This is a genomic window from Pectinatus haikarae, assembly GCF_015732185.1.
GTDB classification, from domain to species: Bacteria; Bacillota; Negativicutes; order Selenomonadales; family Selenomonadaceae; genus Pectinatus; species Pectinatus haikarae.
In genome coordinates this window covers 319,283-344,891 of the sequence record NZ_WIQM01000016.1, presented here as the reverse complement: position 1 = coordinate 344,891, position 25,609 = coordinate 319,283, and the positions used below count along the sequence as shown (strand labels likewise).

25 protein-coding genes are annotated in these 25,609 nt (G+C 42.3%); 6 read left to right on the top strand and 19 right to left on the bottom strand.

Going from position 1 to position 25,609, the window contains the following annotated elements; all coding sequences use genetic code 11:
- Positions 1-28: 28 nt before the first annotated feature.
- The 11 genes from I6758_RS12215 to I6758_RS12165 form a co-directional block, all read right to left on the bottom strand.
- Positions 29-1,516, bottom strand: a complete 1,488-nt coding sequence (locus tag I6758_RS12215) for a nitrogenase component 1 (RefSeq protein ID WP_196605537.1) — start codon at positions 1,514-1,516, stop codon at positions 29-31.
- Between the two features lie 39 nt (positions 1,517-1,555).
- Positions 1,556-2,326: an ABC transporter permease gene (locus I6758_RS12210; protein WP_196605536.1), complete on the bottom strand. Its 771-nt coding sequence runs from the start codon at positions 2,324-2,326 to the stop codon at positions 1,556-1,558.
- Positions 2,327-2,413: 87 nt separating this feature from the next.
- Positions 2,414-3,709 carry an ABC transporter permease gene (locus tag I6758_RS12205; protein ID WP_196605535.1) on the bottom strand — a complete coding sequence of 432 codons (1,296 nt, stop codon included), beginning with the start codon at positions 3,707-3,709 and terminating at the stop codon, positions 2,414-2,416.
- 22 nt (positions 3,710-3,731) lie between these two features.
- Positions 3,732-4,598: an ABC transporter ATP-binding protein gene (locus tag I6758_RS12200; protein WP_196605534.1), complete on the bottom strand. Its 867-nt coding sequence runs from the start codon at positions 4,596-4,598 to the stop codon at positions 3,732-3,734.
- A 52-nt stretch (positions 4,599-4,650) separates the two neighbouring features.
- Positions 4,651-5,682: an ABC transporter substrate-binding protein gene (locus I6758_RS12195; RefSeq protein WP_196605533.1), complete on the bottom strand. Its 1,032-nt coding sequence runs from the start codon at positions 5,680-5,682 to the stop codon at positions 4,651-4,653.
- Between the two features lie 108 nt (positions 5,683-5,790).
- Entirely contained in the window at positions 5,791-6,825 is a 1,035-nt protein-coding gene (locus I6758_RS12190; protein ID WP_196605532.1) for an ABC transporter substrate-binding protein, read from the bottom strand.
- Between the two features lie 52 nt (positions 6,826-6,877).
- Positions 6,878-7,711 carry an ABC transporter permease gene (locus tag I6758_RS12185; RefSeq protein ID WP_196605531.1) on the bottom strand — a complete coding sequence of 278 codons (834 nt, stop codon included), beginning with the start codon at positions 7,709-7,711 and terminating at the stop codon, positions 6,878-6,880.
- Positions 7,712-7,740: 29 nt separating this feature from the next.
- Positions 7,741-8,514 (bottom strand): ABC transporter permease, encoded by a 774-nt coding sequence (locus tag I6758_RS12180; protein WP_196605530.1) that lies wholly within the window; start codon positions 8,512-8,514, stop codon positions 7,741-7,743.
- Between the two features lie 319 nt (positions 8,515-8,833).
- Positions 8,834-9,676, bottom strand: coding sequence for a nitrogenase iron protein (gene nifH / locus I6758_RS12175; protein ID WP_196605952.1), 843 nt, complete (start codon positions 9,674-9,676; stop codon positions 8,834-8,836).
- Positions 9,677-9,781: 105 nt separating this feature from the next.
- Positions 9,782-10,648 carry a radical SAM protein gene (locus I6758_RS12170; protein ID WP_196605529.1) on the bottom strand — a complete coding sequence of 289 codons (867 nt, stop codon included), beginning with the start codon at positions 10,646-10,648 and terminating at the stop codon, positions 9,782-9,784.
- A 39-nt stretch (positions 10,649-10,687) separates the two neighbouring features.
- Positions 10,688-11,050: a NifB/NifX family molybdenum-iron cluster-binding protein gene (locus I6758_RS12165; RefSeq protein WP_196605528.1), complete on the bottom strand. Its 363-nt coding sequence runs from the start codon at positions 11,048-11,050 to the stop codon at positions 10,688-10,690.
- 429 nt (positions 11,051-11,479) lie between these two features.
- Here I6758_RS12165 and I6758_RS12160 point away from each other — a divergent pair, with 429 nt between their 5' ends.
- On the top strand, positions 11,480-11,890 hold the full coding sequence (locus tag I6758_RS12160; protein ID WP_196605527.1) for a pyridoxamine 5'-phosphate oxidase family protein: 411 nt from the start codon (positions 11,480-11,482) through the stop codon (positions 11,888-11,890).
- 128 nt (positions 11,891-12,018) lie between these two features.
- Here the strand turns inward: I6758_RS12160 and I6758_RS12155 are convergent, their stop codons facing one another.
- The 8 genes from I6758_RS12155 to I6758_RS12120 form a co-directional block, all read right to left on the bottom strand.
- Positions 12,019-13,203, bottom strand: a complete 1,185-nt coding sequence (locus I6758_RS12155; RefSeq protein WP_196605526.1) for a MalY/PatB family protein — start codon at positions 13,201-13,203, stop codon at positions 12,019-12,021.
- Positions 13,204-13,216: 13 nt separating this feature from the next.
- Positions 13,217-14,236 carry a 1-aminocyclopropane-1-carboxylate deaminase/D-cysteine desulfhydrase gene (locus I6758_RS12150; protein WP_196605525.1) on the bottom strand — a complete coding sequence of 340 codons (1,020 nt, stop codon included), beginning with the start codon at positions 14,234-14,236 and terminating at the stop codon, positions 13,217-13,219.
- A gap of 85 nt (positions 14,237-14,321) precedes the next feature.
- Positions 14,322-15,074, bottom strand: coding sequence for an amino acid ABC transporter ATP-binding protein (locus I6758_RS12145; protein ID WP_196605524.1), 753 nt, complete (start codon positions 15,072-15,074; stop codon positions 14,322-14,324).
- Positions 15,075-15,809, bottom strand: coding sequence for an amino acid ABC transporter permease (locus I6758_RS12140; protein ID WP_196605523.1), 735 nt, complete (start codon positions 15,807-15,809; stop codon positions 15,075-15,077).
- 4 nt (positions 15,810-15,813) lie between these two features.
- On the bottom strand, positions 15,814-16,500 hold the full coding sequence (locus I6758_RS12135; protein WP_196605522.1) for an amino acid ABC transporter permease: 687 nt from the start codon (positions 16,498-16,500) through the stop codon (positions 15,814-15,816).
- 30 nt (positions 16,501-16,530) lie between these two features.
- Positions 16,531-17,346 (bottom strand): transporter substrate-binding domain-containing protein, encoded by an 816-nt coding sequence (locus I6758_RS12130; RefSeq protein ID WP_196605521.1) that lies wholly within the window; start codon positions 17,344-17,346, stop codon positions 16,531-16,533.
- A 182-nt stretch (positions 17,347-17,528) separates the two neighbouring features.
- Positions 17,529-18,191: a DUF1847 domain-containing protein gene (locus I6758_RS12125; RefSeq protein ID WP_196605520.1), complete on the bottom strand. Its 663-nt coding sequence runs from the start codon at positions 18,189-18,191 to the stop codon at positions 17,529-17,531.
- Between the two features lie 37 nt (positions 18,192-18,228).
- Positions 18,229-18,951: a FadR/GntR family transcriptional regulator gene (locus tag I6758_RS12120; protein WP_196605519.1), complete on the bottom strand. Its 723-nt coding sequence runs from the start codon at positions 18,949-18,951 to the stop codon at positions 18,229-18,231.
- 447 nt (positions 18,952-19,398) lie between these two features.
- Here I6758_RS12120 and I6758_RS12115 point away from each other — a divergent pair, with 447 nt between their 5' ends.
- From I6758_RS12115 to I6758_RS12095, 5 genes are all read left to right on the top strand, one after another.
- Positions 19,399-20,403 carry an aliphatic sulfonate ABC transporter substrate-binding protein gene (locus I6758_RS12115; RefSeq protein WP_196605518.1) on the top strand — a complete coding sequence of 335 codons (1,005 nt, stop codon included), beginning with the start codon at positions 19,399-19,401 and terminating at the stop codon, positions 20,401-20,403.
- A gap of 68 nt (positions 20,404-20,471) precedes the next feature.
- Positions 20,472-21,248, top strand: coding sequence for an ABC transporter permease (locus I6758_RS12110; protein ID WP_196605517.1), 777 nt, complete (start codon positions 20,472-20,474; stop codon positions 21,246-21,248).
- Positions 21,249-21,258: 10 nt separating this feature from the next.
- Positions 21,259-22,029 (top strand): ABC transporter ATP-binding protein, encoded by a 771-nt coding sequence (locus I6758_RS12105; protein ID WP_196605516.1) that lies wholly within the window; start codon positions 21,259-21,261, stop codon positions 22,027-22,029.
- Positions 22,030-22,048: 19 nt separating this feature from the next.
- Entirely contained in the window at positions 22,049-24,541 is a 2,493-nt protein-coding gene (gene hpsG, locus I6758_RS12100; RefSeq protein WP_196605515.1) for a (2S)-3-sulfopropanediol dehydratase, read from the top strand.
- Between the two features lie 3 nt (positions 24,542-24,544).
- Positions 24,545-25,387: a glycyl-radical enzyme activating protein gene (locus tag I6758_RS12095; protein WP_196605514.1), complete on the top strand. Its 843-nt coding sequence runs from the start codon at positions 24,545-24,547 to the stop codon at positions 25,385-25,387.
- Positions 25,388-25,609 lie beyond the last annotated feature (222 nt).

Below are 25,609 nucleotides of genomic sequence, written 5' to 3'. Positions count from 1 at the left end.
GTATCGGGCATCATTTTGTTTCATATACTTATATGACGATACTTTGCTCATTGTCCTGTGTATTATCGTCAAAGGCATCAACACTATTTTCTTTCCACCAGCTGCTGTACGGCAATCTGGCATGAGCCGCAATATTGACGAATAATTTTTTTGCAGTCAGCAGTTCCAGCAAACGGCGGCCAAATTTCAGCACGCCGTCATAGCCGATACTGTAGTTTCCGTCGCCCTCGCTCAAAGTCGGTATTCCCAATTTCATGCCGATTGGAGCAAGGTTGGGATGGCGCACTAACAATACATCCGGTTTTATATCCTGCAGCACCTTTATAATACGGTACGGTTGTTTATTGCAGACCCTGACATTTTCTATATTGCCGGCACTTTTAATTAAGGCTTCCAGTGAATTTGCCTGTTCTTTTGTTTCAAAATGCAAATCATGATGCAACGTGCTCAACCCTATGACATTCAGATTCAAGTCTTTGGCGATATTGGCTAGATTGTGCGCAAAAGCATCTCCGGACATTATATAAACAGTCTTTCCTTTTAATTGTTCTCTGAGTTTTTCCAGCTCTGGCTGTATCCGTTCATGTTCCTGGATGATTACCTGCTCTGCCAGTTCCGCACGATCGGTATACCTGGCGATTTCCCTTATCCATTCGTCAGTCCAGTCGATACCGAATGGAGGCGGTACTTTCACTTCAGGAACACCGTATTGTTCCTCTAGTGCCGCAGCTACATATGTAGCCAGCGTCTCACAGATATGCGCCGTGCATGCAGCTTCCGTCAGAGAAGCGATCTGCTCCAGAGTAGCCATGGGTATTAAGTAGTTTACCTGCAGGCCAAGCTTATGCAGAAAAGGTATAAATGTGTCTGAACCGGCAAAATTGAAGATATTCACCAGATCACGCTGCTTCTTTTGCGCCGGCCTCACCAGTTTGCGTAAAACTGCGTGAAAAGCGGCATCAAAACCGGTAGACCATATATTAGATTTAAAACCCTCGCAATAGACGGGGACAACCGGATAATGCAGTTTTTCCTCTGCCTGTTTGGCAATGCTTTCCATATCTTCACCGATGATGCCGGAAGCACAGGATGCCTGTAAAAAAATCGTTCTTGGTTTAAACCGTTTGTCAGCTTCATATATTGCTGCAAGCAATTTTTTTGAAGCGCCGTAAACAGTGTCTTCTTCATTAATATTGCTGCTGATCATTTGGACCTTATGTTCAGGAAGACCGCGGTTCTTTGACACCGCACGTCCCAAAATATGCCGCGGTGACACCCCAACGCTGCAGCCGATCGGTGCATGACTGATCACTGCGGCATCAATAACATGATAGGTTATTGTTTCCGCGCAGCCTTCGGCGCATTGGCTGCATTGACTGTAAAAACTGCCGGGGCAGCTGACTTTTCTTTCCTTTGACTGTATGTTGAGGGTCTTGGCGTCTCCCCGATAAGAAAGAATGGCGTCAAGCCTTCTCTCCCTGATTTCGACCTCCGCCGTATCTTTATAAATACTCATTTGCTGATCACTCCCATTAACAATTCCAATGCAACAATCCTAATCGGCAGCTGTCGGATATCGCCCTGCAAGCAGCTTCACCTCAATTGATTTTAAAATAAGATCTATTAAAACGGCTAAAATGGCAATTGTTACTGCACCGGCATAGATCCAGTTGATATTGTAATTTTCCTGGCTGGACAGAATAAACCAGCCAAGTCCTGAATTCGATCCCATCATTTCTATGACTACTAACAGAAAAAAAGAATATCCTGAACTGATGCGCAGTCCTGTAAAAATAGACGGAAGTACGGCAGGAACAGTAATTTTGGTAAACAGCTGCCAACGGCTCAGACCAAATGAAGTGCCAATTTTAAGCATGCCGCTGTCAGTATTTTTGATGCCGTCGCAGATACTGAACAATATCGGCCATAGACATACCCATACTATAATGACTGTTTTGGCAGGTTCCCCAATGCCTGCGAATAGAATAACTACATGAAACAAAATGAACGGATTGGCTTGCTCGGCTGCTCTGAACAGCGGACGAAGAGCCAGCTGGAGCCTGTACGGGCATGCAGATAAGAAAAATCCAAGAGGTATGGCGATTACTGTTCCAAGTATAAAACCCAGCACTGCTCTTTGCAGGCTGATCAGTATATTAGCGGAAAAATTGCCTGCAAGCAGTAATTCCCACAGAGTTACCATCACTTTGGAAAAAGGAGGCAGAAACAAGGGATTGATTAAACCGCTTCTGCCGATTATTTCCCAGGCAAATATAAAAAAAAGAATAACTATTTTTCCTTCAAAATATTTCCACATATTATTCATCTGCGTGACTCCTCTTGTGAATTTCATCCGTCCAGCCCATAGCTGCTTTATATGACAGTTGTCTTTATTTATCAGGATGGCATCATTTTATTCATCCATATGGTGCTGCTGATGATGGTCAGTGCTGCTGCCTTGATTATTATTATCCGCATTTGTCTGCTGACTATTATTCATATGCATAGCGTGATGTTGCATACCGTCATCAGTCGTGTTATCGGCCGTATCCATGTGAACTGTACCGTCACTTTGACTGCCGGATGCATCCTTTTGAGTCATATCGGCACCCTGGTCAGCCTTATCCATATGTTTGTGGGCAGCTGACGGAGGCCATGGACCTCCGTCAGGCGGATGCAGCATAACATCGTATGATGTATCATTTTGCTCCATGTCCATATGGTGATGGTCCATACTGCCGTGAGCACTGTTGTCTGCGTTCATGTGGTGGCTCGTACCGCTGCCGTGTACCATATTATGGTCCATTTCCGGCATTACGGCAGTCTGCCGCACAAGCTGGCCGCCAAAAATAATGATGCTGCAGAGAGCGCCTGCTATCAACGGTATATAATATCCGTGCAGTCCGTTTTTGACACTGGCTGCATCAGAATATTGATTTATTTGCTCATAGCGCAGCGTCTGTTTTTCCAATAATGCCAGAAGCTGTATCAAGGCAATTCCCAGTAAAATAATCAGTACACCGCCGGCATACAAACGAGGAATATCAAATGACATTGCGCTGCCGTGGACCAAAGCACCAAGGCCCGTACGTGCATCCAGCATTTCTACTCCTGTCAGCATAAATACTGATAATTGAGTGCTTATCCTCAGTCCCGTCATAATTGTCGGTAGGGCTGCCGGGAGCAGTATTTTGACAGACATGACTGAAGCTGGTGTTTTCATGGACCGGGCAGTTTTTATGATTGCCGGTTCGATAGAACGCACACCGGTAATTGTATGAAAAAGAATCGGCCACAATGCAACAATGGAAATTACAGCTAATTTCTGTATTTCACCCACACCGAACAACAGCAGGAATAACGGTGACAGAGAAAAAGGATTCACATGACTCAATAGACGGAAAAAAGAATCCATATCTCTGGCAAGCCGCGGAAACCAACCCTGCAGCAGTATTCCCAGCGGTATGCCGATGATCGCCGCCAGCAGCAGACTGCATATTATCCGCCACAGACTGATCAGTAAATTATGCAGAAGTTCTCCGCTGATCAGCAAATGTATCAGCTCATTCAGTATGACTGATATAGGCGGCAGGAACTGCGTGTCGATCAGATGAAAACGGGCAGACAGTTCCCACAAAAGAAAAAATAATAGGATACCAGAACTTCTTGCAGCTATATTTTCCAGTTTGATTTTATTTTGCTGCTTCACCGCGTTGTTCCTCATAATTTTTTTATACAGCCCTGTCGTTTAAATTGTCGCTTTGCCGCAGTTCTTCTGTATCAGCATGTCCGTTTTGCAGCAGCTGCCATATTTTTTGCCGCAGTCTGCCAAATTCGGCTGACGCTCTGATTCCATCACGCGGACGAGGAAGCTCAATATTTATCGTTTCCTTTATTTCTCCGGGATCAGCCGACATCACCACAACTCTGTCAGCTAAAAATATCGCTTCATCGATGCTGTGGGTAATAAAAATAATGGTTTTTTTTGTTTTTTCCCAGATGCGCAGCAGTTCTTCCTGCAAAGACTCTCTGGTCTGTGCGTCGACAGCTGCAAACGGTTCGTCCATCAGCAGCACTTCAGGATCATAAGCCAGCGCTCTGGCAATTGCTACCCGCTGTTTCATACCACCGGACAGTTCATGAGGATAACGGTCTTCAAATCCATGCAGATTGACAAGATCAATAAATCGCTGACTGATCTCAGTCCGCTCCTTTCTTGGTATCTTTTTTATTTCCAGACCAAATTCCACATTTTTCCGTATACTCCGCCAGGGAAATAAAGCGTATCCCTGCAATACAATTCCCCGGTCCAGAGCGGGACCCGTAATCAGCTTTTCATCCATGTATATTTCACCCGATGTCGGATGTGCGAGACCAGCGACCATATCCAGAAAAGTTGATTTACCGCAGCCGCTTGGTCCTACAATAACAAGAAACTCTTCTTTTTTCACTGTCAGATTTATATTTTTCAGAGCCTGAAATTCTGTTAGCTTTTCGCTGTCTTTCTGCCGTACCTTATATATTTTGTTTATATTGACAGCAACGATTTTTTCTGTTTCGTCATGTACAGAAACGGTATCACCGGTAAAATCAGTCATAATATAATCACCCCTTCTGCAATTGAGCAGTCTTCTCAATTTATAAATTCAGTTACTGCGCCACATTGAGCGCCAGTATGTCCTCTGACTTGATCTTGCCTGCAGGAATTATTTTGGACTTTTCCAAGTCATTGATCCATGGATCAATCCAGCGCGGATTCAAATCAGTACCGGTATAATAATAATGCGTTGCCGAAACAGGAACATGTATCCAGTTTTCAGTCAATAAGCGCGCCTCTTCCTGATTTTCATTAGACCACTTTTGGGCAGCGGCCATCGCCCGGGCAAATTTCTTAATAGTATCGGGATGCTGTTTTATAAAATCTTCATTAAAATAGTAATAGGTCACTCCGGCTTCCGGTCCAAAACCGGCATCAAAACTGTCGGCGATCTTTACCATGCCGGCATCCTCCATGGATTTATAATAGGGAGGATGAACACCGGCTACAGTGACCAGCCCCTGTTTTACTGCCTGTACGGCCTGTATATCGGGCATTGTCGCCCATTCAATTTTATCGCGCGGAACACCGCTTTTGTCGGCGATATTGTTAGCCAGAAAATCGGCGCAGGTATTGGTCGTTATTGTGGAAAATTTGACTTTTCCCTGAATATTATTCAAATCCTTGAATGATTTTATGCCGCTTTCCGGAGTTACATACCATGCCATGTGGCGCAGCTTGGGATCAAGATCGGGGGCAGGGTCCGCACCGCCGGCCACAACACCCTTTATTTTTGCACCACCGTTGATTGCTACGGCGATATTATTCGGATGGGCGGAACCCACGTCGTTATCACCATTTATTACTGACGGAATTTGCTGTGCCGGCTGGGTGTCACCCGTATAAACTACTTTTAATCCTTCTTTTGCAAAAAAACCTTTCTGATCAGCTACGACCCATGGCGTAGACGAACAATCTGTTTTAGCCCACGTTTTTATCGGGAACAAACCGTTACTGTCTGCGGCAGCGGATTGACTGCCGCTCTGGACCTGATCGCTGTGACTTGCCCCATAAAATACCGCACCGATAACTGCTACGCCGATTATACCGGCTAAGAATTTCTTCAATCCTTTTTGCGTGCCCATTATCGCAAGCCCCTCTCCTGCTAATCAATATGGTTTTTACTTATTTAAAATCAGCCAGAATATCATCTGCTTTCTGTCATTAGGCAGGTTTGTCAATTCATAATTCGGTTACTGCACCAGATTAAGTGCCAGCAGATCCTCCGATTTGATCTTACCGGCAGGGATCACTTTATTATTTTCCAAATCTTTGATCCACGGATCGATCAGGCGCGGATTTAAGTCGGTGCTGGTATAATAATAATGTGTTGCCGAGACCGGAACATGTATCCAGTTTTCGGTCAATAATCGCGCTTCTTCGGGATTATCATTGGACCATTTTTCAGCCTTGACCATTGCCTTGGAAAATTTTTTGACTACGTCGGGATGCTGTTTAATGAAATCTTCGCTGAAGTAATAATATGATACTCCGGCTTCAGGACCAAGGCCGGCATCAAAGCTGTCGGCGATTTTTATCATGCCGGCATCCTCCATGGATTTGTAGTATGGAGGATGAACTCCGGCTACAGTGACCAGGCCCTGTTTTACGGACTGTACTGCCTGAATGTCAGGCATTGATACCCATTCGATTTTATCGCGCGATACATTGTTTCTGTCGGCGATATTATTAGCCAAAAAATCGGCGCAGATATTGGTCGTTATTGTGGAAAATTTAACTTTTCCCTGAATGTTATTCAAATCCTTGAATGATTTTATGCCGCTTTCCGGAGTCACATACCATGCCATGTGGCGCAGCTTGGGATCAAGATCGGGGGCAGGATCTATACCTCCGGCGACTACGGCCTTGATTTTTGCTCCGCCGTTAATAGCCACGGCAAGAGTATTGGGATGCGTACCGCCGCCGACATCGTTATCACCGTTTATAACGGAAGGAATTTGCTGTGCCGGCTGAGTATCGCCGGTATAAACCACCTTAAGCCCTTCCTCGGCAAAAAAACCCTTTTGGTCAGCTACGACCCATGGTGTCGATGAGCAGTCGGTCTGGGACCATGTCTTTATCGGAAACAGACCGTCACTGCTTGCGGCAGCGGATTGACCGCCGCTCTGAGCCTGATCGCTGTGACTTGCGCCGTAAAATACAGCACCGATAACTGCCACACCGATTATACCGGCCAGAAATTTTTTTAATCCTCTTTGCGTGCTCATTATCGCAATCCCTTCTCTTTTAATTCAATACATTTTCTATTTATTATTTAAATTAATATTCCGGTGATTCTGTTTGCCATGAAAGAATATTTCGTTCTATTCTGGTAAATAAATAATTCAAAAGCAGACCAAGCACAGAAATGATGAATGTTACGGCGAACAGCTTAGGAATCTGATAATTTATCTGAGCGTTCCAGACCATCCATCCCAAACCGGTGCTTGCTCCGATCATTTCCGCAGCGATCAGCATAAAAAAAGCTGTTCCGCAACCCATTTTAAGACCGTGAAAAATGGGTGCCGCTGCTGCCGGTAAAATCACTTTAAAAAAAAGGGCCGTCCCCTGCATACCCATCGAACGGGCTGATTTTACCAACAGACGGTCCACATTCTGTATGCCCGTGATAGTATTGAGTAAAATCGGCCACAGGCATACCCAGAAGATAATGGCTATCTTTGATATTTCACCGATCCCAAACAACAGAATGAACACAGGCAGCAGCGCGAATGGATTAGCTGCGCTAAGCAAACGGACCAATGGAGTAACTGCCCGCCGGAACATATGAAATGAACCGCCCAAAAAAAATCCCAGAGGAATGGCGATCACTGCCGCGAGAATAAAACCGCCTATAGCCCGGAACAAGCTGATGCCAATGTGCCCTAAAAGTGTACCGTTTTCCAGCAGCTGTACTATAGTGACCGCTATCATCGACGGAGCAGCTACAAATGTGTCCTTAAGTACTCCTGTATCCACAAAAATTTCCCAGATAACAAAAAATGCTGCGATAGAAATATTGGCAGCAATGAATTTTTTTACTGCTGTTCCTAAAAACCTGATTTTCAACGGACGATCCTTTTGAACAGAAAACTCTTTCACTATGGTTTGCATAAAACTGCCTCCTCACCATTTTGCCAAAATTAAATGGCATCTTCCTGCCAATAGACTATAGTTTTTTCGAGCCAGTGAATAAAATAACTCAGAAACATTCCCAACAGGGCAATGATAATGCCGGCTGCAAACAAACGCGGCATTAAACTGTTTGCCGTCGAATTGAGGATGATCCATCCCAGACCGGCCTTGGCACCGATCATTTCGGCGGCAATCAGCATCAGGAAAGCATGCGTGGTGCCGCTGTGGATGCCGGTAAAGATAGACGAGGCTGTCCCGGGCAGGATGATTTCTTTAAAGATCGTCAGCCGTCCTGCACCCATCGATCTGGCACTTTTTACATATAAGGGATCAATTTGTCTCACTCCCGCCAAAGTGGTGAATAATACAGGCCAAAAAGCAGCGCAAAAGATAATGCTTATTTTTGCTGTTTCACCTATGCCAAACAGTAAAATAAAGATCGGAAATAAAGCAAAAGCATTGATCTGACTGCCTATTTTTAAAAGGGGCTGTAAAAAAGCAGCAGCTTTTTTAAAAGCTGCCAGTGAGAATCCCAGAGGAACAGCCAAAATCACTGCTAAAATAACACCGATAAATACTCTCTGCAGGCTTGCTGCAATATGCAGCATCAGGTGCTCGGCGATAAAAAGTCTGGCAATTGCCGCGATCACCTCTGAGAGAGGCGGAATAAACTGACCGTCAATAATGCCCGCACGCGGCAAAATTTCCCATAGCAACAAAAAAATCAATATCCCCGATATATCAATAAAATGATAATTGATCTTTCCTATAATTCCTTTCACCGTAAATGCTCCCTTAATTTAGTTGACACATATACAATAGATTACTTTTCAATGTCCGCACATAATTTAATATCTTACATATTAATACACTGCATATCATATATCTTATGTTTGAAGCCAAAAAAAATAAGGCATGGTAAGTTTAGACATTACCCGCCTCTTTTTCCTGAAAGCCGATGACAGACGTCTCTTTATAGCTGTCTATCGGCAAGAAGCCGCAATGTACTCGTTTTTAATTTACAAATACAATTTTCCATAAAACAACATTTCCCTGACATGATTTTTATTCTCTCCTATTCAAAAAAATTTACTTGCAAGATCAAATAGCATAATTGCTTTCAATATTGTCATACAGACCATATTCCATCAAAATCTTTTCAAGATCATCTGGTTCCATTGGCTTTGGTATTACAAATAATTTGTTTTCCTCTATTTCGGAAGCCAGTTCTCTGTATTCTTCCGCTTGTTTTGCTTCTGGATTATATTCAATAACAGTTTTGCGCCTTATTTCGGCATGCTGTACTATATTGTCGCGCGGTACAAAATGAATCAGCTGCGTTCCAAGTTCCCGGGCAAATGCTCTGAGCAGCTCTATTTCCCTGTCCACATTGCGACTGTTGCATATTATACCTCCGAGCCTGACGCCTCCTTTGAGGGCATAGCGTTGTATGCCCTTGGAAATATTATTGGCGGCATAAAGCGACATCATTTCTCCGCTGGCTACGATATATATTTCCTTTGCCTTGCCCTCACGGATCGGCATGGCGAATCCGCCGCATACGACATCACCCAGAACATCATAAAATACATAATCCAGATCTTCAGTGTATGCGCCCATTCTTTCCAGCAAACCTATCGATGTTATGATGCCGCGTCCTGCGCAGCCTACACCCGGTTCAGGACCTCCCGATTCCACGCAGCGTATTCCCTTGAATCCCACTTTTACAATGCTGTTAAGATCAAAATCCTGTCCTTTTTCTCTTAGCGTGTCCAAAACTGTTTTTTGGACGAGTCCCCCAAGTAAAAGGCGGGTTGAATCCGCTTTCGGATCGCAGCCAACGACCATGACTTGTCTTCCCTGTTCAGCAAGGCCGGCAGTCAAATTCTGCGTGGTAGTCGATTTGCCTATGCCGCCTTTTCCATATATTGCTATCTGTCGAATCTTTTTGTCTGTCATAAAATTCTTTCTCCTTTGTTTTTTATCCTATGATGAATCTTCTCATAAAAGAGAATCGTATGATTGATTTGTGAAACGAAAATTCTCTCTTCACCCGTGCGAAAAAGTTTCGCGACTCTGCAGCTCACCGAGATAAACCTGGCGGCTGAAATTATTTTTGCCGGGAACACCCACAGCATCCGCCCGGCAGTGCTGGCAATGTCTGAATACATCTATATATTTGCCGGCTTCATGTCTGACAGTCTCTATATCGATACAGCCGGGAACTGAAAGGTCTCTCAGCTTGTGCTGGGGAATAAGCGGTATGATGTTATAGATCGCTGCACCGCGTTCAGAAACGGCTTTGGCGATATCTTTTATATGAAATCTGTTTATTTCATTGACTAAAACAGTGTTGACCTTTATTGTCATTCCTGTTTCCGCTGCCGCCTGAATGCCGGCAAGCTGATTATTGATGAGTATTTCCGCGCCGGCTTCACCCATAATCCTTTTGCCGTGATAAATGATTCCGTCGTTAAGCTGTGCCTCAATGTACGGATCTATGGCATTCACGGTGACAGTCAGTGTATCTATACCTACGTCCAAAATATCCGGTAGTCTTTCTTTAAGCAGCAGACCGTTTGTACTCATGCACTTTAGCAGGGCAGGAAATTTTTCCCCTATAAGCTTAAATGTTTTTATCGCATTATCGGTCGCCAGTGTATCGCCCGGTCCGGCTATGCCTACGACTGTGATATCCGGGCAAAATTTCAAAGCCCGTTCCACATACTCGCAAGCTGCCTCCGGTGTGATCACCTTTGCCGCAACACCCGGTCTGTCTTCGTCTTTATTGATGCTGCGTTCACAGAAACGGCAGAAAATATTACAGCCGGGACAAACGGGCAAATGCATTCTGCCGCGGTTGTTCTTGGCACCGAAACACGGATGCAGTTCGCGTATGCTGTTTAGTTTTTTCATTTTCGGTCACCTCAATTTTATGTGCTTTACGGTAAACAATTAACTGCAAGTACGCTGTAAATTTTTTACCCGTTTTTTGTATAAAATAATGTTTCTTATTGCGTTATCAATACTTTCATCCGTTTCCAGAGGTGTAATATGATGCTGTCCCAATATTGCTGCGGCTCCCGCGCCGACAGCTTCGCACAGGACATATTGACAGTCGGCAATTAGCTTCACTGCCTCCTGCATTATTTGAAGATCGTGCACACCATGCCGGCACGGAGAGAGTACAGTCCTTTTTTCGAGAAAGCGGCACATGCCGCCATCAGAAATTTCTGTGATATAAAACAGATCTGCATGCCCGAAATGGCGGTCTACATATATTCCATCAGAAGAAGCTGCTGCTATTTTATAACTCATTGATTTTCCCCCCTTAAATTCTCTAAAGTATACTATCCCCAACATAGTTAGTACTGTGTTATAGCACAAAACAGGCCATAAATATTTACGAGGTGCCGTAAATATTTATGGCCTGCAGTTATCTGCTCAGCAGTTGTGCTATTGTTACAAGGCTGTATGTTATTGACTTATAATAATACATAAAATTGATTCTGTAAGTCGCTATTGCGACATTATTGTATTTATTTGCAGTACTGAGGATTTTTTTTCGGATTAACGGTGAAAATTCTTTTATTCCTGCTGAGTCTGATTCTTTTTGTATTGTAATAGGTATGCTTTAGGATACTTACTATAGTAAAATATTGTATTTTTATTGGCATCGTGATTTGTTATAATATTATTACAGTTTGTTTATAAACTAATTTTACAGAATAAATGGAGGAATTGATCGTGCAGAATATTCAGGAAGTATACAATTTCGTACGAAAATGCCCGGCTTATTTTATAGCCACTTATGATGACAAAGCAGGGCAGGCACGGGTACGTCCTTTTACCACTTTCCATATATTTGAAGGGAAGCTTTACATCCAGACCGGCAAAAAAAAGTCTGTGTCAATGCAGATTGTCAATAATCCAAAAGTAGAAATAAGTGCAATGTACGGTACAGAAACATGGATACGGATTGATGCCGTGCTTATAGAGGATACCCGCTTGGAAGCGCAGCAATCAATGCTGGATGCATTTCCTATCCTGGAAAAAATGTATGCAGCCGGTGACGGGAATACTCAGGTATTTTATCTGAAAAATGTCACGGCAACTATATACTCTTTTGCAGGTGAGCCGAAAATATATGAATTTTAAACTTATCAGAGCGGAGAGATTATTTTTTCCGTATTTACAAAATTAATAATAAAAAACTGCCGTCAAATAGTGTGATTTTCGTAAAAAATACTATTTAACGGCAGTTTTTTTATTTTGAGAATAATCATTCAGACAATATCAATTTTATCGATGACGTTTTTGATTCTTTCCAGCGCTTTTTGCAAAATACTGCGGGGACAGGCGATGTTCATACGAACAAAACCGATACCGCTGTCGCCAAAGGAATATCCCTGATTGACCCAAACCTTTGCTTTATGAAGCAAAAATTGCTCCAATTGTGTGCTGCTGACATCATATGCCCGAAAATCGATCCAGAGAAAATAGGTTCCCTGAGGCTTATGAACAAGCAGTCTGGGGAGATATTGGTTTAAATAAGACAACGCAAAATCTCTGTTCTGCTCAATATATGCCAGTGCACTGGCAAGCCATTCTTCACCTTTAGTATAAGCGGCAATGGTAGCCGGCAGGGAAAATAAATTGATCTTGGGATAACCGAGAAAATCCATTTTATTTTTGAATCGCCGGCGAATATCCGGATTGCTGATAATTACACTGGAACTGCGCAGTCCAGCCATATTGAAAGCCTTGCTGGGGGACGTGCACACGATGATCCTATCGGCTGTCTCTTTGGAGAGAGCAGCCAGCGGTGTATATTTTTTACCTTCGAAAACAAGATCACCATGGATTTCATCAGAAAATATCATTACCTTATATTTGAGACAGATTTGAACCATTTTGTTCAGTTCGTCTTTGGTAAATACTTTACCGACAGGATTATGCGGATTACAGAGTATAAATATTTTGGGATGCTGAGTTTTTATTTTATTTTCAAAATCAGCAAAATCGATTTCATAGCCATCAGATGTTTCCCGAAGTGCACTTTGAACAAGAGTTCTCTTCGTATGCTGGATTATATAAAAAAATTTGTGGTATACAGGTGTCAGAATTAAGACACCGTCTCCTTTTTGGGAAAAAGTGTGGAGTCCGATAACCAGGGCACTTGCTATCCCGGGAGTATGTACTATGTCAAGCGCAGAAAAATGCCAGTCATAGCGTCTGGAAAACCATTGGCAAATGGCATTAAAATATTCTTTGGTCTCAGAAGCATAACCGTATATGGCTGTATCCACCCGCTTTTTTAAAGCTTCCTCAACAGAAGGTGCTGTTTCAAAATCCATGTCTGCCACCCACATAGGCAGAATATCTTTCTCCTGTGTTTTCTCTTCGCATAAATTCCACTTATTGGAAAATAGATTATCATACTTATGAAGCTGATCAAAATCTCTTATCATAATTTAGCCTCTTTCATAAATCTCCTGTAATGGCCTTTTCGGCAAATAGAGCTAGAGTGCCGCCGGTGTGCAGAAAGACGACTCGGCTTCCCTGCGGAATTATTCTGCTGCGGATGTAATGCAGCATGCCGGCGAATGCTTTGCCTGTGTATACAGGATCCAGAAGGATGCCCTCAGTGCGAGCCAGCAAATGAATGGCCTCAGTCGCTGAGTCATTAGGCATTTCGTAACCGGGCCGGTAAAAATTGTGGTCAATATGAATATCACCGGCCGACAAATCTGCAGGGATACCTGTAGAGGCTATGGTTCTGCGGGCGAGATCCAGTATAGTTTCTGCATAGGTATTAGTGTCTTTTTCACCCACTGCTATGGAAATTATCTTCATTGATGAAGCGGACAGACTTTTCCCGGCCAGCAGTCCGGCAAGTGTACCACCTGAACCGGTGGCATGAAACAGATAATCAGGTTCAGAGTTATCGGCAGAAAGCTGTTCGGTCAGCTCAATAAAGGCATCGATAAATCCTGCAGCACCGATTTCGTTTGAGCCTCCACCCGGTATTATATAACATCGGTGCCCTTCCTGTTCCAGTCTGGCAGCTGATTGTTCAGCCTGCTTCTGAGACTCTTCCCGGCTTGCGGAATAGTGTACGTCCGCACCCATTAAATTATCAATAAGCAGATTGGCACGCAGCTCCGTATCTTCCTTAATAACACGGCGCAGAAACAAATGCGGAGAAAGACCATATTTGCGGCAGGCAGTGACAGTTTGCATTGCATGATTTGACTGAGTAGCACCAAAAGTAATAACCGTATCGCAGTTATTTTTCAGAGCATCACCCAATAAATATTCAAGTTTGCGTATTTTGTTGCCGCCAAAAGGACTGAACCCGGATAAATCTTCACGTTTAAGATAAATCTCAACGCCTAATTGGGATGACAATCTGGGCAGATAGTGCAGCGGAGTGGGATAAGCTCCCAATTTTACTTTGGGAAAAGTGGTAAGACGATTTTTAATATGATCAAATTTTTTCATTATATATAAATCCTTTTAGTAAAAAATATTATCGGAGCGTATTGTTTTATAAAGATGTCGGCAGCTTTCTGCAAATAGGATTATTTCAGATAGTATAATTCCACCTTGGCAGAATTCTTTCGAGAAATTGTTTTGTACGATTTTCCTTGGGATTGGTAAAAATTTCTTTCGGCGTACCTTCTTCCACAATATTACCGCCATCCATAAAAATGATATGCTGAGCAATATCCATGGCAAATGACATTTCATGTGTCACTACAATCATTGTAATGCCTTCTTTGGCAACTGCCTGCATAACAGCGAGCACCTCGCCGACCAGTTCGGGATCAAGTGCTGAAGTAGGTTCATCAAATAAAATGACATCAGGATTAAGCGCAATAGCTCTGGCTATACCGACTCGCTGCTGCTGGCCGCCCGATAATTGAAGCGGATAGGCATTATATTTATCCTTAAGTCCCACTTTATCAAGAGCCTGACTGGCAATTTCTCTTGCTTTCTCAATAGGAAATTTTCTTCCTGTCACCAAGCCTTCCATAACATTTTCCAGAGCATTCATATTGTTGAATAGATTGTAGTTTTGAAATACCATAGCTGTTCTGCGCCGAACGGCCAATATTTCTTTTCTGGCTGCGTTTCTAAAATTGACTTTGCTGTCGCCAATGATCAATTCACCGTCGTCAGCCGTTTCCAAAAAATTGATGCAGCGCAGCAGTGTAGTTTTTCCAGAGCCGCTCGGACCGAGTATTACGGCTACCTCACCTTTATTGACCTTTAGATTGATACCTTTTAAAACTTCATTCTGGCCGAATGCTTTATGCACATTTCTAAGTTCGATCATTTATAACACCTCTTTTCGTAAATTGTGCTTATCAATTCTCATTTGATATTTTTTTGTATGATTTTCCCATACAGTAAAAAGCCATTCAGTCAAAAGGCAGATTCCCCAGTAAATAAACGCCGCAGCTATATATGCTTCTAAAAAGCGGTAATTTATCTGGGCAGTCGTGAGGGCGCCGTTCATAACATCAAGAACAGTTATAAGGTAAACCACAGAAGACCCTTTGATAAGGCCGATAAGATTATTGCCCAAAACAGGGATCGCGACGGGAAGTGATTGGGGCAGGATCACACGCCATAATGCCTGCCAGCGGGTCAGACCAACTGAGTAGCAGGCTTCATACTGGCCTTTGCCTACAGACATAAGCGCGCTGCGCATAGTTTCTGATATAATAACAATGGCATAAATAGAGATCGCAATTATACCGATATACAATTTATCCATATATCGTATAATATCGGCCCAGGCGTAATACTGGGCCAGCATATCAAACGGTTTGAAAATCAAGAAATTCATGATAAATAGATAAAGAACTAAGGGGATGCCCTTCATTACGGGAATAGCAATATCTGCAAGCGGAGCAACAAATTTTATTCTGAATCTGCGGCAGACAGCGATCATGGTTCCAAAAATGATCCCCAAAAACAAGGGGATCAGGGACAATGCCAGAGTAGCGGGAATGTAGTGGATCGCCGTTGTAAAAGATGTGACTACATATTGAAAATCAAAAATCATGCTGCTATCTCCTGTTCAAAATCAATCTTTTTTCCGCATATATAAATATTTTTTCGAGTATCATACTTACGGCAATAAAAATAATCGCAAGTACGACATATCCTTCCAATTCGTGATAGGTACGGCTGCCGATAGCCTGTGCCTGGCCAATCATATCAAGAATGCCGAGTGTGAAGGCTAAAGACGTAGATTCAAATGTGGTTACCACTCTTGTTCCGAATACAGGGAAGGCCGTCAAAAAAGCCTGAGGCAATATTATTCTGCGAAGTGTCTGCCAACGGCTGAGACCGACAGAATAAGCAGCTTCATGCTGGCCGACTGCCACGCTCGAAATTGCAGAGCGAATGATCTCAGACATGAAGGCAGCGTTGTTCAAACCGTAAGCTATTAAGACAAAATATAATTTTTCCCATTGAGTGACATCTATGCCTATTTCGTCCAGCAGAAGAGGAAATCCATAATAAATAATAAATAACTGAACAATGAGCGGCGTGCCGCGGATAAACGACACATAAACTATGGAAAGCTGGTTTAATATGGGAATCTTATACATTCTGGCCAAAGCAATAAAAAGACCCAGCAGTAATCCGACACCTATAGCGACTACCACAATCAGCAATGTAATATGAAAGCGGGAAATAATCGTCGGAAAATATTCAAAAACTAATCTTATATCAAAAAGACTTCCCATTGTCTGACCTCCTGCTGCCGGATAAAACCATTATTCGACATTATAGTCGGAATTTGTGTATTCATAGGATAATTTGCTCAGAGTGCCATCTGCTTTCATTTCTTTGAGAACTGTATCGATATCATCGCGCAGCTGAGTTTCGTTTTTGCTGAGGATGAAATATGCTTCCGATTTACTGAATAAATTGTCGTCAACGATATCAAGACCGCCGCCAAAAGCATCATTGGTGCGTTTGAATGTTTTTCGGGTCATAACACCGGCATCAAGGCGCCCGTTCACTATGTCATCATATACGGCACTATTTCCATTTTGGACATATACGATATTTATTTTATTATCATGGCTTTGATTATATTTTTCGAGTATTGCAGCTGTGTTGCTGCCCTGTCCGCAGCCTACTTTTTTTCCGGCAAGATCATCTATCGTTTTTATATCGGTGCGTCCTTTAGCTACAATAAGACGTTTGTCATAATTGGCAAAGCCTTCATTGGTGAATAGATATTTGTTTTCCCTGTCAGGATTTCTTTCAAATTGCTGAGTGGCCAGCTGTATTTTTTTTGCATCCAGACTGAGCAGCAGATTCTTCAGTTCAATTGACTGATATTTGAATTGATATTGCGGCAGTCTGCGATTAATTTCTTTTAAAACAGCCACATCATATCCGGCAGGCTGATTATCCTTATCAATATAGGTGTAAGGTTCGAAATTTGAACCCGCACCTACAGAGATTTCGCGAGGACTTGAGCCTGAGGCTGACTGTTCGGCAGCCTGCTTGGAGCCGCAGCCTGTCAGTAATGCTCCCGCGATAACCGCCAGCAGGAAATAGAATAAAATATGTTTTTTCATAATCAAAATATTCCTTTCACACATATATAGTTTTACAAAAATAAATGATGATGCACAGTAATAAAAAACCGGAAGCATAAAACATTTTTTTATGTTTTATGCTTCCGGTTTTCCGGTCAGCAAAATGTAATTTTGGGGCCAAATGGAAATTATGCCGGATTTAAACGGCACAGAAAAAATTATTATTTCTTCAGCAGACGGCCGTAATAGGAATGAGCGGTATATAAGGCAGCGGCAGGATTATGCCCGGTTATACGGTCCTTTGTTATAAGTGTCGTCACCAAAGCATCCGAATATTTTATGAATAAGGAGTCATGTCCCACACACAGGCCGACTACCACATTCAGATCTGTTTTTTGATAGTTCAAAAGACGGGCCTGTAATATAGGATTGCACATGGCCTCGTAATTGCCCGGGCGTATTTTATGTTCTTCTTTTATACCTATTTCGGCCTTGTCCACACCGCCAACCTTGCAGATAGCGCTGTAATAGTCAAAGCCCTTGGCCTCAAGAATTTCAGCAAATATTTTTGATTCTTCTATCAATCCGGCGCAAGTTGCTATACCAATTTTTTTTGCACCTATGCGACCGGCAAATTCGATGATTTCCTCCACTCTAGTCAATTTGCCATAGAATAGTCCTTCGACCTGAGCAGAGGCTCTGGCTACTATAGCATCTTGATCATCGCCCTGTAAATGTTTTTTTATCTCAGCAATATCCTCTGCAATGGCATGTTCACCGTTGTCCTTTGTGGTCAGACAAAATCCCGGGAATTTTTTATCTCCGTATCGGCAGTTATATATACTGCAATTAGTGCAGCTTAGCTGGTCAAGTTTCTTATTCATAATACTCTCCTTTGTATTATATATACCTATTATCAAATTATTCCTTATTGCAGCTCAAGGCCCGTTTAGCCTGGCCTAAATGTTCCTTCATAAGTTCACCGGCTGATGAAGTATTTTTATCCTGAATTGCTTTGAATAATTTACGGTGAAATTCTAATGCTATGGGACCGCGTCCGCTGATCTCAGCTGATTTTTGACGGGAAAGCCAGAGTAGATTGAGGAGTGTTTTATTGATGCTGCTTAATATTTTATTTTGTGCAGCGTCAATGATACCTGAGTGAAAATCCATTGAAGATTGTTTATGATTACGATTGGCCTTGATATCACACTCCATGGCAAAAACAGCATTTCGAAGAATCTGCAGATCCTTCTCTGTTCTGTGTGCAGCTGCAAGCTGGGCTGCTTTTACCTCAATTGCCTCGCGGACTTCAAATAATTCATTCAAAGTCTGTTTGATATCATCGCTATCATTTTGCACAGCGAATTCTATATGCTGAAGCAAATCATGTATATCAACTGAACGAATATATACACCGTTACCACGAATATGCTGAACAATACCCATGAACTCCAGTGTTTTTAAGGCCTCCCTCACAGGGACACGGCTTACACCGAATTGAGCTGCCAGATCGCGTTCAGAAGGTAATTTCATTCCGGTTTTTAAAGTCCCATCGACAATTGAAGCCTTGATATCTTCCACAATCTTGTGGTAAAATCCGTCGAAATCACGTATTTGTGCTCGATCTATTGCCTGAAACATAAAAATCTCCTTTGGGTTCTGCTGTTTTTAATGGTGGTATTCTGGTATACCATAATTAAAAAATAAAAACCAGAGATCTGCGTGTACGCAAAACCAGTCTCTAGTTTTCTAGTTGACCATATTTTTTTATAATGGTATTACACAAAGTACTGCTTTGTCAATATATTTTTAAAAAAAGTATACTGTTTTAATAAAAAAACAAAATATTGTCGCCTGGACGACAATATTTTGTTTGTAAATATGTTAGAATAGCAAATTAATGGGGAAGTGCAGTGTTCTTCGTGAAGTGTTATCCTGCGATGCATTGTACTTTCCGGGCAGTTGATCATAATAAATGAAGACTGGGCTTTTTAGCCCGGTCTTTTTGTTTTTCGGCATACGGTTTATATTTGCTGCGGATCATCCTGCCTGTATATTAATTATGAAATAAAGAGGGAGCATCAAAGTATGAAGAAAGTGATTTTATTATTTGTACTTGCCACTTTGCTGGTTGCCGGCTGCGGATTAAATAGTGAGGAAGGCAGCGGATCGTCATCAGCTGATAAAGCAAACAGTTCAAATGTATTGCGTATAGGGGCACAGCCTTATCCGTTATATGCATCGATTTATGTAGCAAAAGAAAAAGGCTATCTCGATGAAGAATTAAAAAAAGTGGGGGCTACATACGAATGGACGGATTTTAAATCGGGTCCTCTGGTAAATGAAGCTGTAGCTTCGGGGCATGATGATATAGGATTCATGGCGGATATGCCCGCTATTTTAGCTAAATCGTCAGGACAGGATATACAAATAATTGCTGATGTTGCATATGGCGAAAAAGCGTTGGCACTTCTGGCAGGCCCAGGGTCGGATATTGTTTCGGCAGGGCAGTTGAAAGGCAAAAAGGTTGCTTATGGCAAAGGTACATATGCACAGCATTTACTGGCGCTCCTTCTGGAAAAGGAAAACTTGACATTTAATGATATACAGTCAGTGAATATACCGGCCGGAGATATACCGGCAGCGCTGGAAAGCGGTCAGATTGATGCTGCCGTTATTTGGGAGCCGTTTATCTCGCAGCTTGTAGCGTCAGGAAAGGCGAAGGTAATAGCCGATGGAACAGGAATAAAACGCGGTAATCTTGTTACTTATGCCGTGAAAAAGTATGCAGAGGAAAACCCGCAGATCATAGCCGCATATATTAAAGCATGTCAGCGGGCGTCAGATTATATCAAATCCAATCCTAAGGAAGCGGCTGAACTAATAGCAAAAGACATGAAAGTCGATCCTTTGATATTGGAAGATACTTTCAAGAATCTTCATTATGATCAGGCTTTGACAACAGAAGATGTAAATGAAATAAAAAAAGTAAAAGACTATTTGCTTCAGCAGAAACTGATTCAGAATGATATTGATATGGACAGCTTTATTAATCTTGAATATTTAAAAGAGGCCGGTATAGGTGATAAGTAATCATATATATTGTTTCGATGAGAGGCAGTATATATGTCCGTTTAATCAAATGAACAGAGGAGACGCGAATGAAAGAAATGGCAGCCAGTAAATATATACAGACAGCTAAATATTTGAGTTTATATTGGATACTTCCCATCCTAGTGCTGCTTTTATGGAAAGGTGCGGCTTTATTGGGGATTATTCATAATTACACACTGCCGTCACCGGATAAAGTCATTCAAACGGCAGTCACCTTAACCGCAGACGGGACCTTGGCCGGAAATATCATAATCAGTATACTGCGTGTTCTTGAGGGATTCTTTTTGGCATTGGCCGCGGCATTGGCTGTCGGGGTGGCAGCCGGGCTGTCAGGAAAATTTGAGATAATCACTGATTTTATTCTTCAGGTTTTGAAACCCATTCCGCCGATTGCCTGGATCCCGCTGGCTATTTTATGGTTCGGTATCGGCGAGGCATCTAAAATATATATAATATTTATTGGTGCATTTTTTCCGGTTTTTTTGAATACACTGGACGGAATAAAAAATATTGACAGAAAATATATTGAACTCGCCCGCGTATATGAAGTTTCGAAGAAAAGAGTGATAAAGCAGGTAGTTTTACCCGGTGCTTTGCCATTTATAATGACCGGTACCAGGCTGGGACTGGGCAGTGCGTGGATCTGCGTAGTGGCTTCTGAAATGATAGCAGCGACAAGAGGCGTTGGGTATATGCTGATGGACGGACGTGATCTTGCAAGACCTGACATGGTTATTTTAGGTATGATCATAATAGGAATTGTCGGTAAATTTATGGATGATATATTGAAAAAGTTGTCAACTGTGATGATTAAATGGAATTGAGTTGAAATATATGGCAGATCCAATTATTCAAATAGAAAAATTAAGTAAGCAGTTTGTTTCAGGCAAGCAGACAAAAAAAGTTCTGGAGAATGTTAATCTGACAATTAATCCCGGGGAATTTATTTCGATAATCGGGCCCAGCGGATGTGGGAAAAGCACGCTTTTGAGGATTATGGGAGGATTGGATACAGATTATGAAGGCAGCGTCTATTTTGAAAACGGGCCCATTAAAGGCCCGGGCCGCGAGCGGGGGTTTATTTTTCAGGATCATCGTCTGCTGCCATGGCTGACAGTGGAAGAAAATATAAAATTCAGCCTGCCGGAATCAACGGAAAATGTTGAAAAGATCATAGTGGAAAATCTTGAAATAGTCGGGTTGCAGGACGTCAGAAAAGCTTATCCAAAACAACTTTCAGGGGGAATGGCACAGCGGGTGTCGATTGCCAGAGCCCTGTCGAACCAGCCCAAGATATTGCTCCTTGACGAGCCTTTCGGTGCATTGGATGCAATAACTAAAATGCATTTGCAGGAAGAGATGCTCCGCCTTTGGGAGATGGAACAAATTACCATGATCATAGTAACGCATGATATCGAGGAGGCTGTATATTTAGGGCAGCGTGTTATTGTCATGGATACGCAGCCGGGCAGGATCAAGCAAAGTTATAATATCGAACAATCTATACCGCGAAGCAGGGTAAGTCCTGAATTTCATAGACAAAAAGATAAGATATACAAAGAATTTTTTGAAGAAAAATTACAGACCTTTTATTACACTATATGAATGAAAGCTGGAGGATAAAATGACAGAAGAAAAAATTTTTTCCGGACAGGAAGAACGTATTCTTTCTGAAATAAAAGGAAATAAAAATATTGCCGGCTTACACGGGCCGAAAAACCGCGCATTTGCTTTATTGAAGCGTGTACAGGGACAAAAGCCTGTCATTGATATTGAAAGAGGTTTGTATTTTACACGGTCGTTTAAAGAAACAGAAGGACAGCCCATGATTTTGCGCTGGGCAAAAGCGTTGAAGTATTATGCCGAACAAGCGACGGTCTATATTGATGATGACCAGCTTATTGCAGGCAGAATAGGACGAAGCGGACGTTACGGCATATTATATCCGGAACTTGACGGCGATATTATGGGAGATGCTATAGGACAGCTGCCTGACAGAGAAACATCTCCTTTTGATATTGACGGCAATGATGCCAGACTCATAGCTGAGGAGATAGCACCGTATTGGAAGGGTAAAACATTTCATGAAGATTTAATAAAAGCTCTTACACCGAAAACAGCGGCACTTACTTATAATAATGACAAAGATTTTTCGTCAAGATTTATTGTCAATGAGACGGCATCTTTTCGGTCTTCCATACAATGGGTTCATGATTATGAGATAGTTTTGCAGCAGGGCTTTTTTGGTATACGCACGGAAATGGGAGAAAAACTGAGGCAGCTTGATCCCTTCAGTCCCATTGATCAGACAGAAAAAAAACCATTTATCGAAGCGGTCATAATTGTCTGTGACGCGATAACTCTATGGGCTCGCCGGCATGCGGAGCTGGCAGATGAAAAAGCTTTGCAGGAAAATGATCTTTCGCGCAGAACAGAGCTGAAAAATATTGCTGAGATATGCAGACGGGTACCGGAATATCCTGCCCGTAATTTTCGCGAGGCAGTTCAGTCTCAATGGTTTACTCAGCTGTTTTCCCGTGTGGAACAAAAGACAGGGACAGTTATCTCCAACGGACGCATGGATCAGTATTTATATCCTTTTTATGAAAAAGATATAAAGGAAGGTCTCATTACCGATAATGATGTGCAGGAGATTTTTGATTGTGAATGGGTAGCGATGTCTCAATATATAGATTTATATATATCAAGTGCAGGCGGCGCATTCAATGAAGGCTATGCTCACTGGGAAGCGGTTACCGTGGGAGGACAGACACCTGATGGTCAGGATGCGGTCAATGATCTCACATATGTTTTATTGAAATCGAAACGAGAATTTCCTTTAAATTATCCTGACCTGGCAGCCCGCGTTCATACGCGCAGCACACAGCAGTATCTGGCTGAAGTTGCCGAAACGATAAAAGAGGGATCTGGTTTTCCAAAGCTTATCAATGATGAGGAAGTTATACCATTGCTGCTTGCCAAAGGTGCCGATTTTGCCGAAGCCTATGACTACAGTGTGTCAGGCTGCGCTGAATGCCGCATGCCCAATCGTGATACCTATACAAGTCCGAATGCTTATATAAATTTTGCTGCGGCATTGGAAATGACTATCTATAACGGACGTATGGCAAAATACGGCAGTGAGCTGATCGGCATAGAAACGGGGGAAATAGATACCTTTATTTCTTTTGACGAATTTTTCGCGGCATATTTGCAGCAGCAAAAAAATTTTCTCAAGCATGCTTTTATTCAGCAGCATGAAATTATCCGCCTGAGAGCAAATCATTTTGCCAGTCCGCTGGGATCGGCGCTTCACAAATTATGCCGCAGTAGTTTGGTTGATATTCATCAGCCTCATATCGACGGAGGCATAGACTTGGGATATTTTGAATTTATAGGTTATGCCACAGTCATTGACTCACTGGCAGCAATTAAAAAAATCGTATTTGAGGATCGAAAAGCGACACTGGCTCAGATCAAGGAAGCTATGACAAAGAATTTTGCAGGATATGATATTTTGCGGCAAAGGCTTTTAAATGCGCCGAAATACGGAAATAATGATTCCTATGCTGATGAATTGGGCAAACGGCTTGATAAAGAGGCGCTGCTCTTTACCAGAAAATATTCGGCGGAGCTGGGAGTGAATCTTGATTTGCGCTATGTTCCGTTTACCTCGCATGTTCCTTTCGGCAAAGTGGTTGGTGCCACACCTAACGGCAGACTGGCATGGACACCATTATCAGATGGTTCAAGTGCATCTCAGGGGGCAGACACATATGGTCCTACAGCAGTGCTGCTGTCAAATTTTGCTACGAAAAATTATCAATATCATGAACGTGCAGCAAGGCTGCTCAATGTCAAACTAAGTCCTGCCTGTGTACGCGGAGAAAAGGGAACAAAAAAACTGGTTGATTTTATAGAAGCATGGCGCGACTTAAAGCTTTGGCATATACAATTCAACGTGATAAACCAGGAAACGTTGATTGCGGCACAGAAAAACCCCGAAAATTATCGTAATCTGCTTGTGCGTATTGCCGGCTACAGTGCTTATTTTACAGATCTGTCAATTGATTTGCAAAATGACATTATAGCCAGAACGCAGAATGAAGCTATATAATCTATGGACAAAAAAGGAATGATATTCAATATCCAGCAATATTCGCTGCATGATGGTCCTGGCATCCGCACGATTGTTTTTATGAAAGGATGTCCGCTTCGCTGCCGTTGGTGTTGTAATCCCGAATCTCAAAAAACCAAGCCGGAAATTTCTTATGATGCAAATAAATGCCTAGGCAAAAAAATATGTAACGAATGTGAAAAGATATGTGATGCCGGTGCAATAGAATTTTCTGATTTGCATAAAGCTGTTATCCAAAGAGATAAATGCAGCAGCTGCATGAAATGTGTTCATGAATGTCCGGCAAAAGCATATAAAGCAGAAGGGCATCAGTATTCGATCAAAGAAGTCCTTGATATAGTTGAGAAGGATAGTATTTTCTATCGGCATGGGAACGGCGGGTTGACTGTGAGCGGCGGAGAGCCGCTGATGCAGGGTGAATTTTTGATCCAACTGCTCAGGCAGGCTAAAAAGCGGCGCCTGACGACGGCTATAGAAACCTGCGGATATGCTGATTATCCTATCTTGAAGCAGGCTGCCAAATATTTGGATGCAATTCTTTTTGATATAAAATCACTTGACGAACAACAACATATTGCCTATACTGGAAAAACAAATCGGAAAATACTGCAGAATTTTGATAATCTCTGTCGTGATTTTCCCAAACTGCCTAAATATGCCAGAACGCCCGTAATACCGGGATTCAATGATTCGCCGGATGATCTGCTTGCCATAAAGAATTATTTGGCGAATAAACCGGAAACAGTATATGAACAGCTTCCCTACCATCGTTTTGGTGTCGCTAAATATAATGCGTTGGGGCGCCGCTATATGATGGATGAATAATAAAATCCTTTTTCTTGTCGTCTGAACGACTTACACGAATTCTGAATTGCACTATACTATGTTCCAATATCAATTAAACATTGCGTTGAGCAGAATACTGCAGACGAGGATATACAGATGTCATATCTGTATATCCTCATTTTATTATCAGACATAAATATCAGAAGGTCCGGCACGAATTGAAAAAAAGATAAGCTGTTTTAGAAGAAATTATTGACGCTT

Bases quoted from the DNA above. Each gene is read 5' to 3' on its own strand.
- I6758_RS12140 (WP_196605523.1), bottom strand. From the start codon at position 15,809: ATGATTTTTGATTTTCAATATGTAGTCACATCTTTTACAACGGCGATC.
- I6758_RS12105 (WP_196605516.1), top strand. From the start codon at position 21,259: ATGGCAGATCCAATTATTCAAATAGAAAAATTAAGTAAGCAGTTTGTT.
- hpsG (WP_196605515.1), top strand. From the start codon at position 22,049: ATGACAGAAGAAAAAATTTTTTCCGGACAGGAAGAACGTATTCTTTCT.
- I6758_RS12155 (WP_196605526.1), bottom strand. From the start codon at position 13,203: ATGATAAGAGATTTTGATCAGCTTCATAAGTATGATAATCTATTTTCC.
- I6758_RS12200 (WP_196605534.1), bottom strand. From the start codon at position 4,598: ATGACTGATTTTACCGGTGATACCGTTTCTGTACATGACGAAACAGAA.
- I6758_RS12170 (WP_196605529.1), bottom strand. From the start codon at position 10,648: ATGAAAAAACTAAACAGCATACGCGAACTGCATCCGTGTTTCGGTGCC.
- I6758_RS12150 (WP_196605525.1), bottom strand. From the start codon at position 14,236: ATGAAAAAATTTGATCATATTAAAAATCGTCTTACCACTTTTCCCAAA.
- I6758_RS12115 (WP_196605518.1), top strand. From the start codon at position 19,399: ATGAAGAAAGTGATTTTATTATTTGTACTTGCCACTTTGCTGGTTGCC.
- I6758_RS12190 (WP_196605532.1), bottom strand. From the start codon at position 6,825: ATGAGCACGCAAAGAGGATTAAAAAAATTTCTGGCCGGTATAATCGGT.
- I6758_RS12210 (WP_196605536.1), bottom strand. From the start codon at position 2,326: ATGAATAATATGTGGAAATATTTTGAAGGAAAAATAGTTATTCTTTTT.
- I6758_RS12135 (WP_196605522.1), bottom strand. From the start codon at position 16,500: ATGGGAAGTCTTTTTGATATAAGATTAGTTTTTGAATATTTTCCGACG.
- I6758_RS12185 (WP_196605531.1), bottom strand. From the start codon at position 7,711: ATGCAAACCATAGTGAAAGAGTTTTCTGTTCAAAAGGATCGTCCGTTG.
- I6758_RS12120 (WP_196605519.1), bottom strand. From the start codon at position 18,951: ATGTTTCAGGCAATAGATCGAGCACAAATACGTGATTTCGACGGATTT.
- I6758_RS12110 (WP_196605517.1), top strand. From the start codon at position 20,472: ATGAAAGAAATGGCAGCCAGTAAATATATACAGACAGCTAAATATTTG.
- I6758_RS12215 (WP_196605537.1), bottom strand. From the start codon at position 1,516: ATGAGTATTTATAAAGATACGGCGGAGGTCGAAATCAGGGAGAGAAGG.
- I6758_RS12095 (WP_196605514.1), top strand. From the start codon at position 24,545: ATGGACAAAAAAGGAATGATATTCAATATCCAGCAATATTCGCTGCAT.
- I6758_RS12125 (WP_196605520.1), bottom strand. From the start codon at position 18,191: ATGAATAAGAAACTTGACCAGCTAAGCTGCACTAATTGCAGTATATAT.
- I6758_RS12130 (WP_196605521.1), bottom strand. From the start codon at position 17,346: ATGAAAAAACATATTTTATTCTATTTCCTGCTGGCGGTTATCGCGGGA.
- I6758_RS12195 (WP_196605533.1), bottom strand. From the start codon at position 5,682: ATGGGCACGCAAAAAGGATTGAAGAAATTCTTAGCCGGTATAATCGGC.
- I6758_RS12145 (WP_196605524.1), bottom strand. From the start codon at position 15,074: ATGATCGAACTTAGAAATGTGCATAAAGCATTCGGCCAGAATGAAGTT.
- I6758_RS12165 (WP_196605528.1), bottom strand. From the start codon at position 11,050: ATGAGTTATAAAATAGCAGCAGCTTCTTCTGATGGAATATATGTAGAC.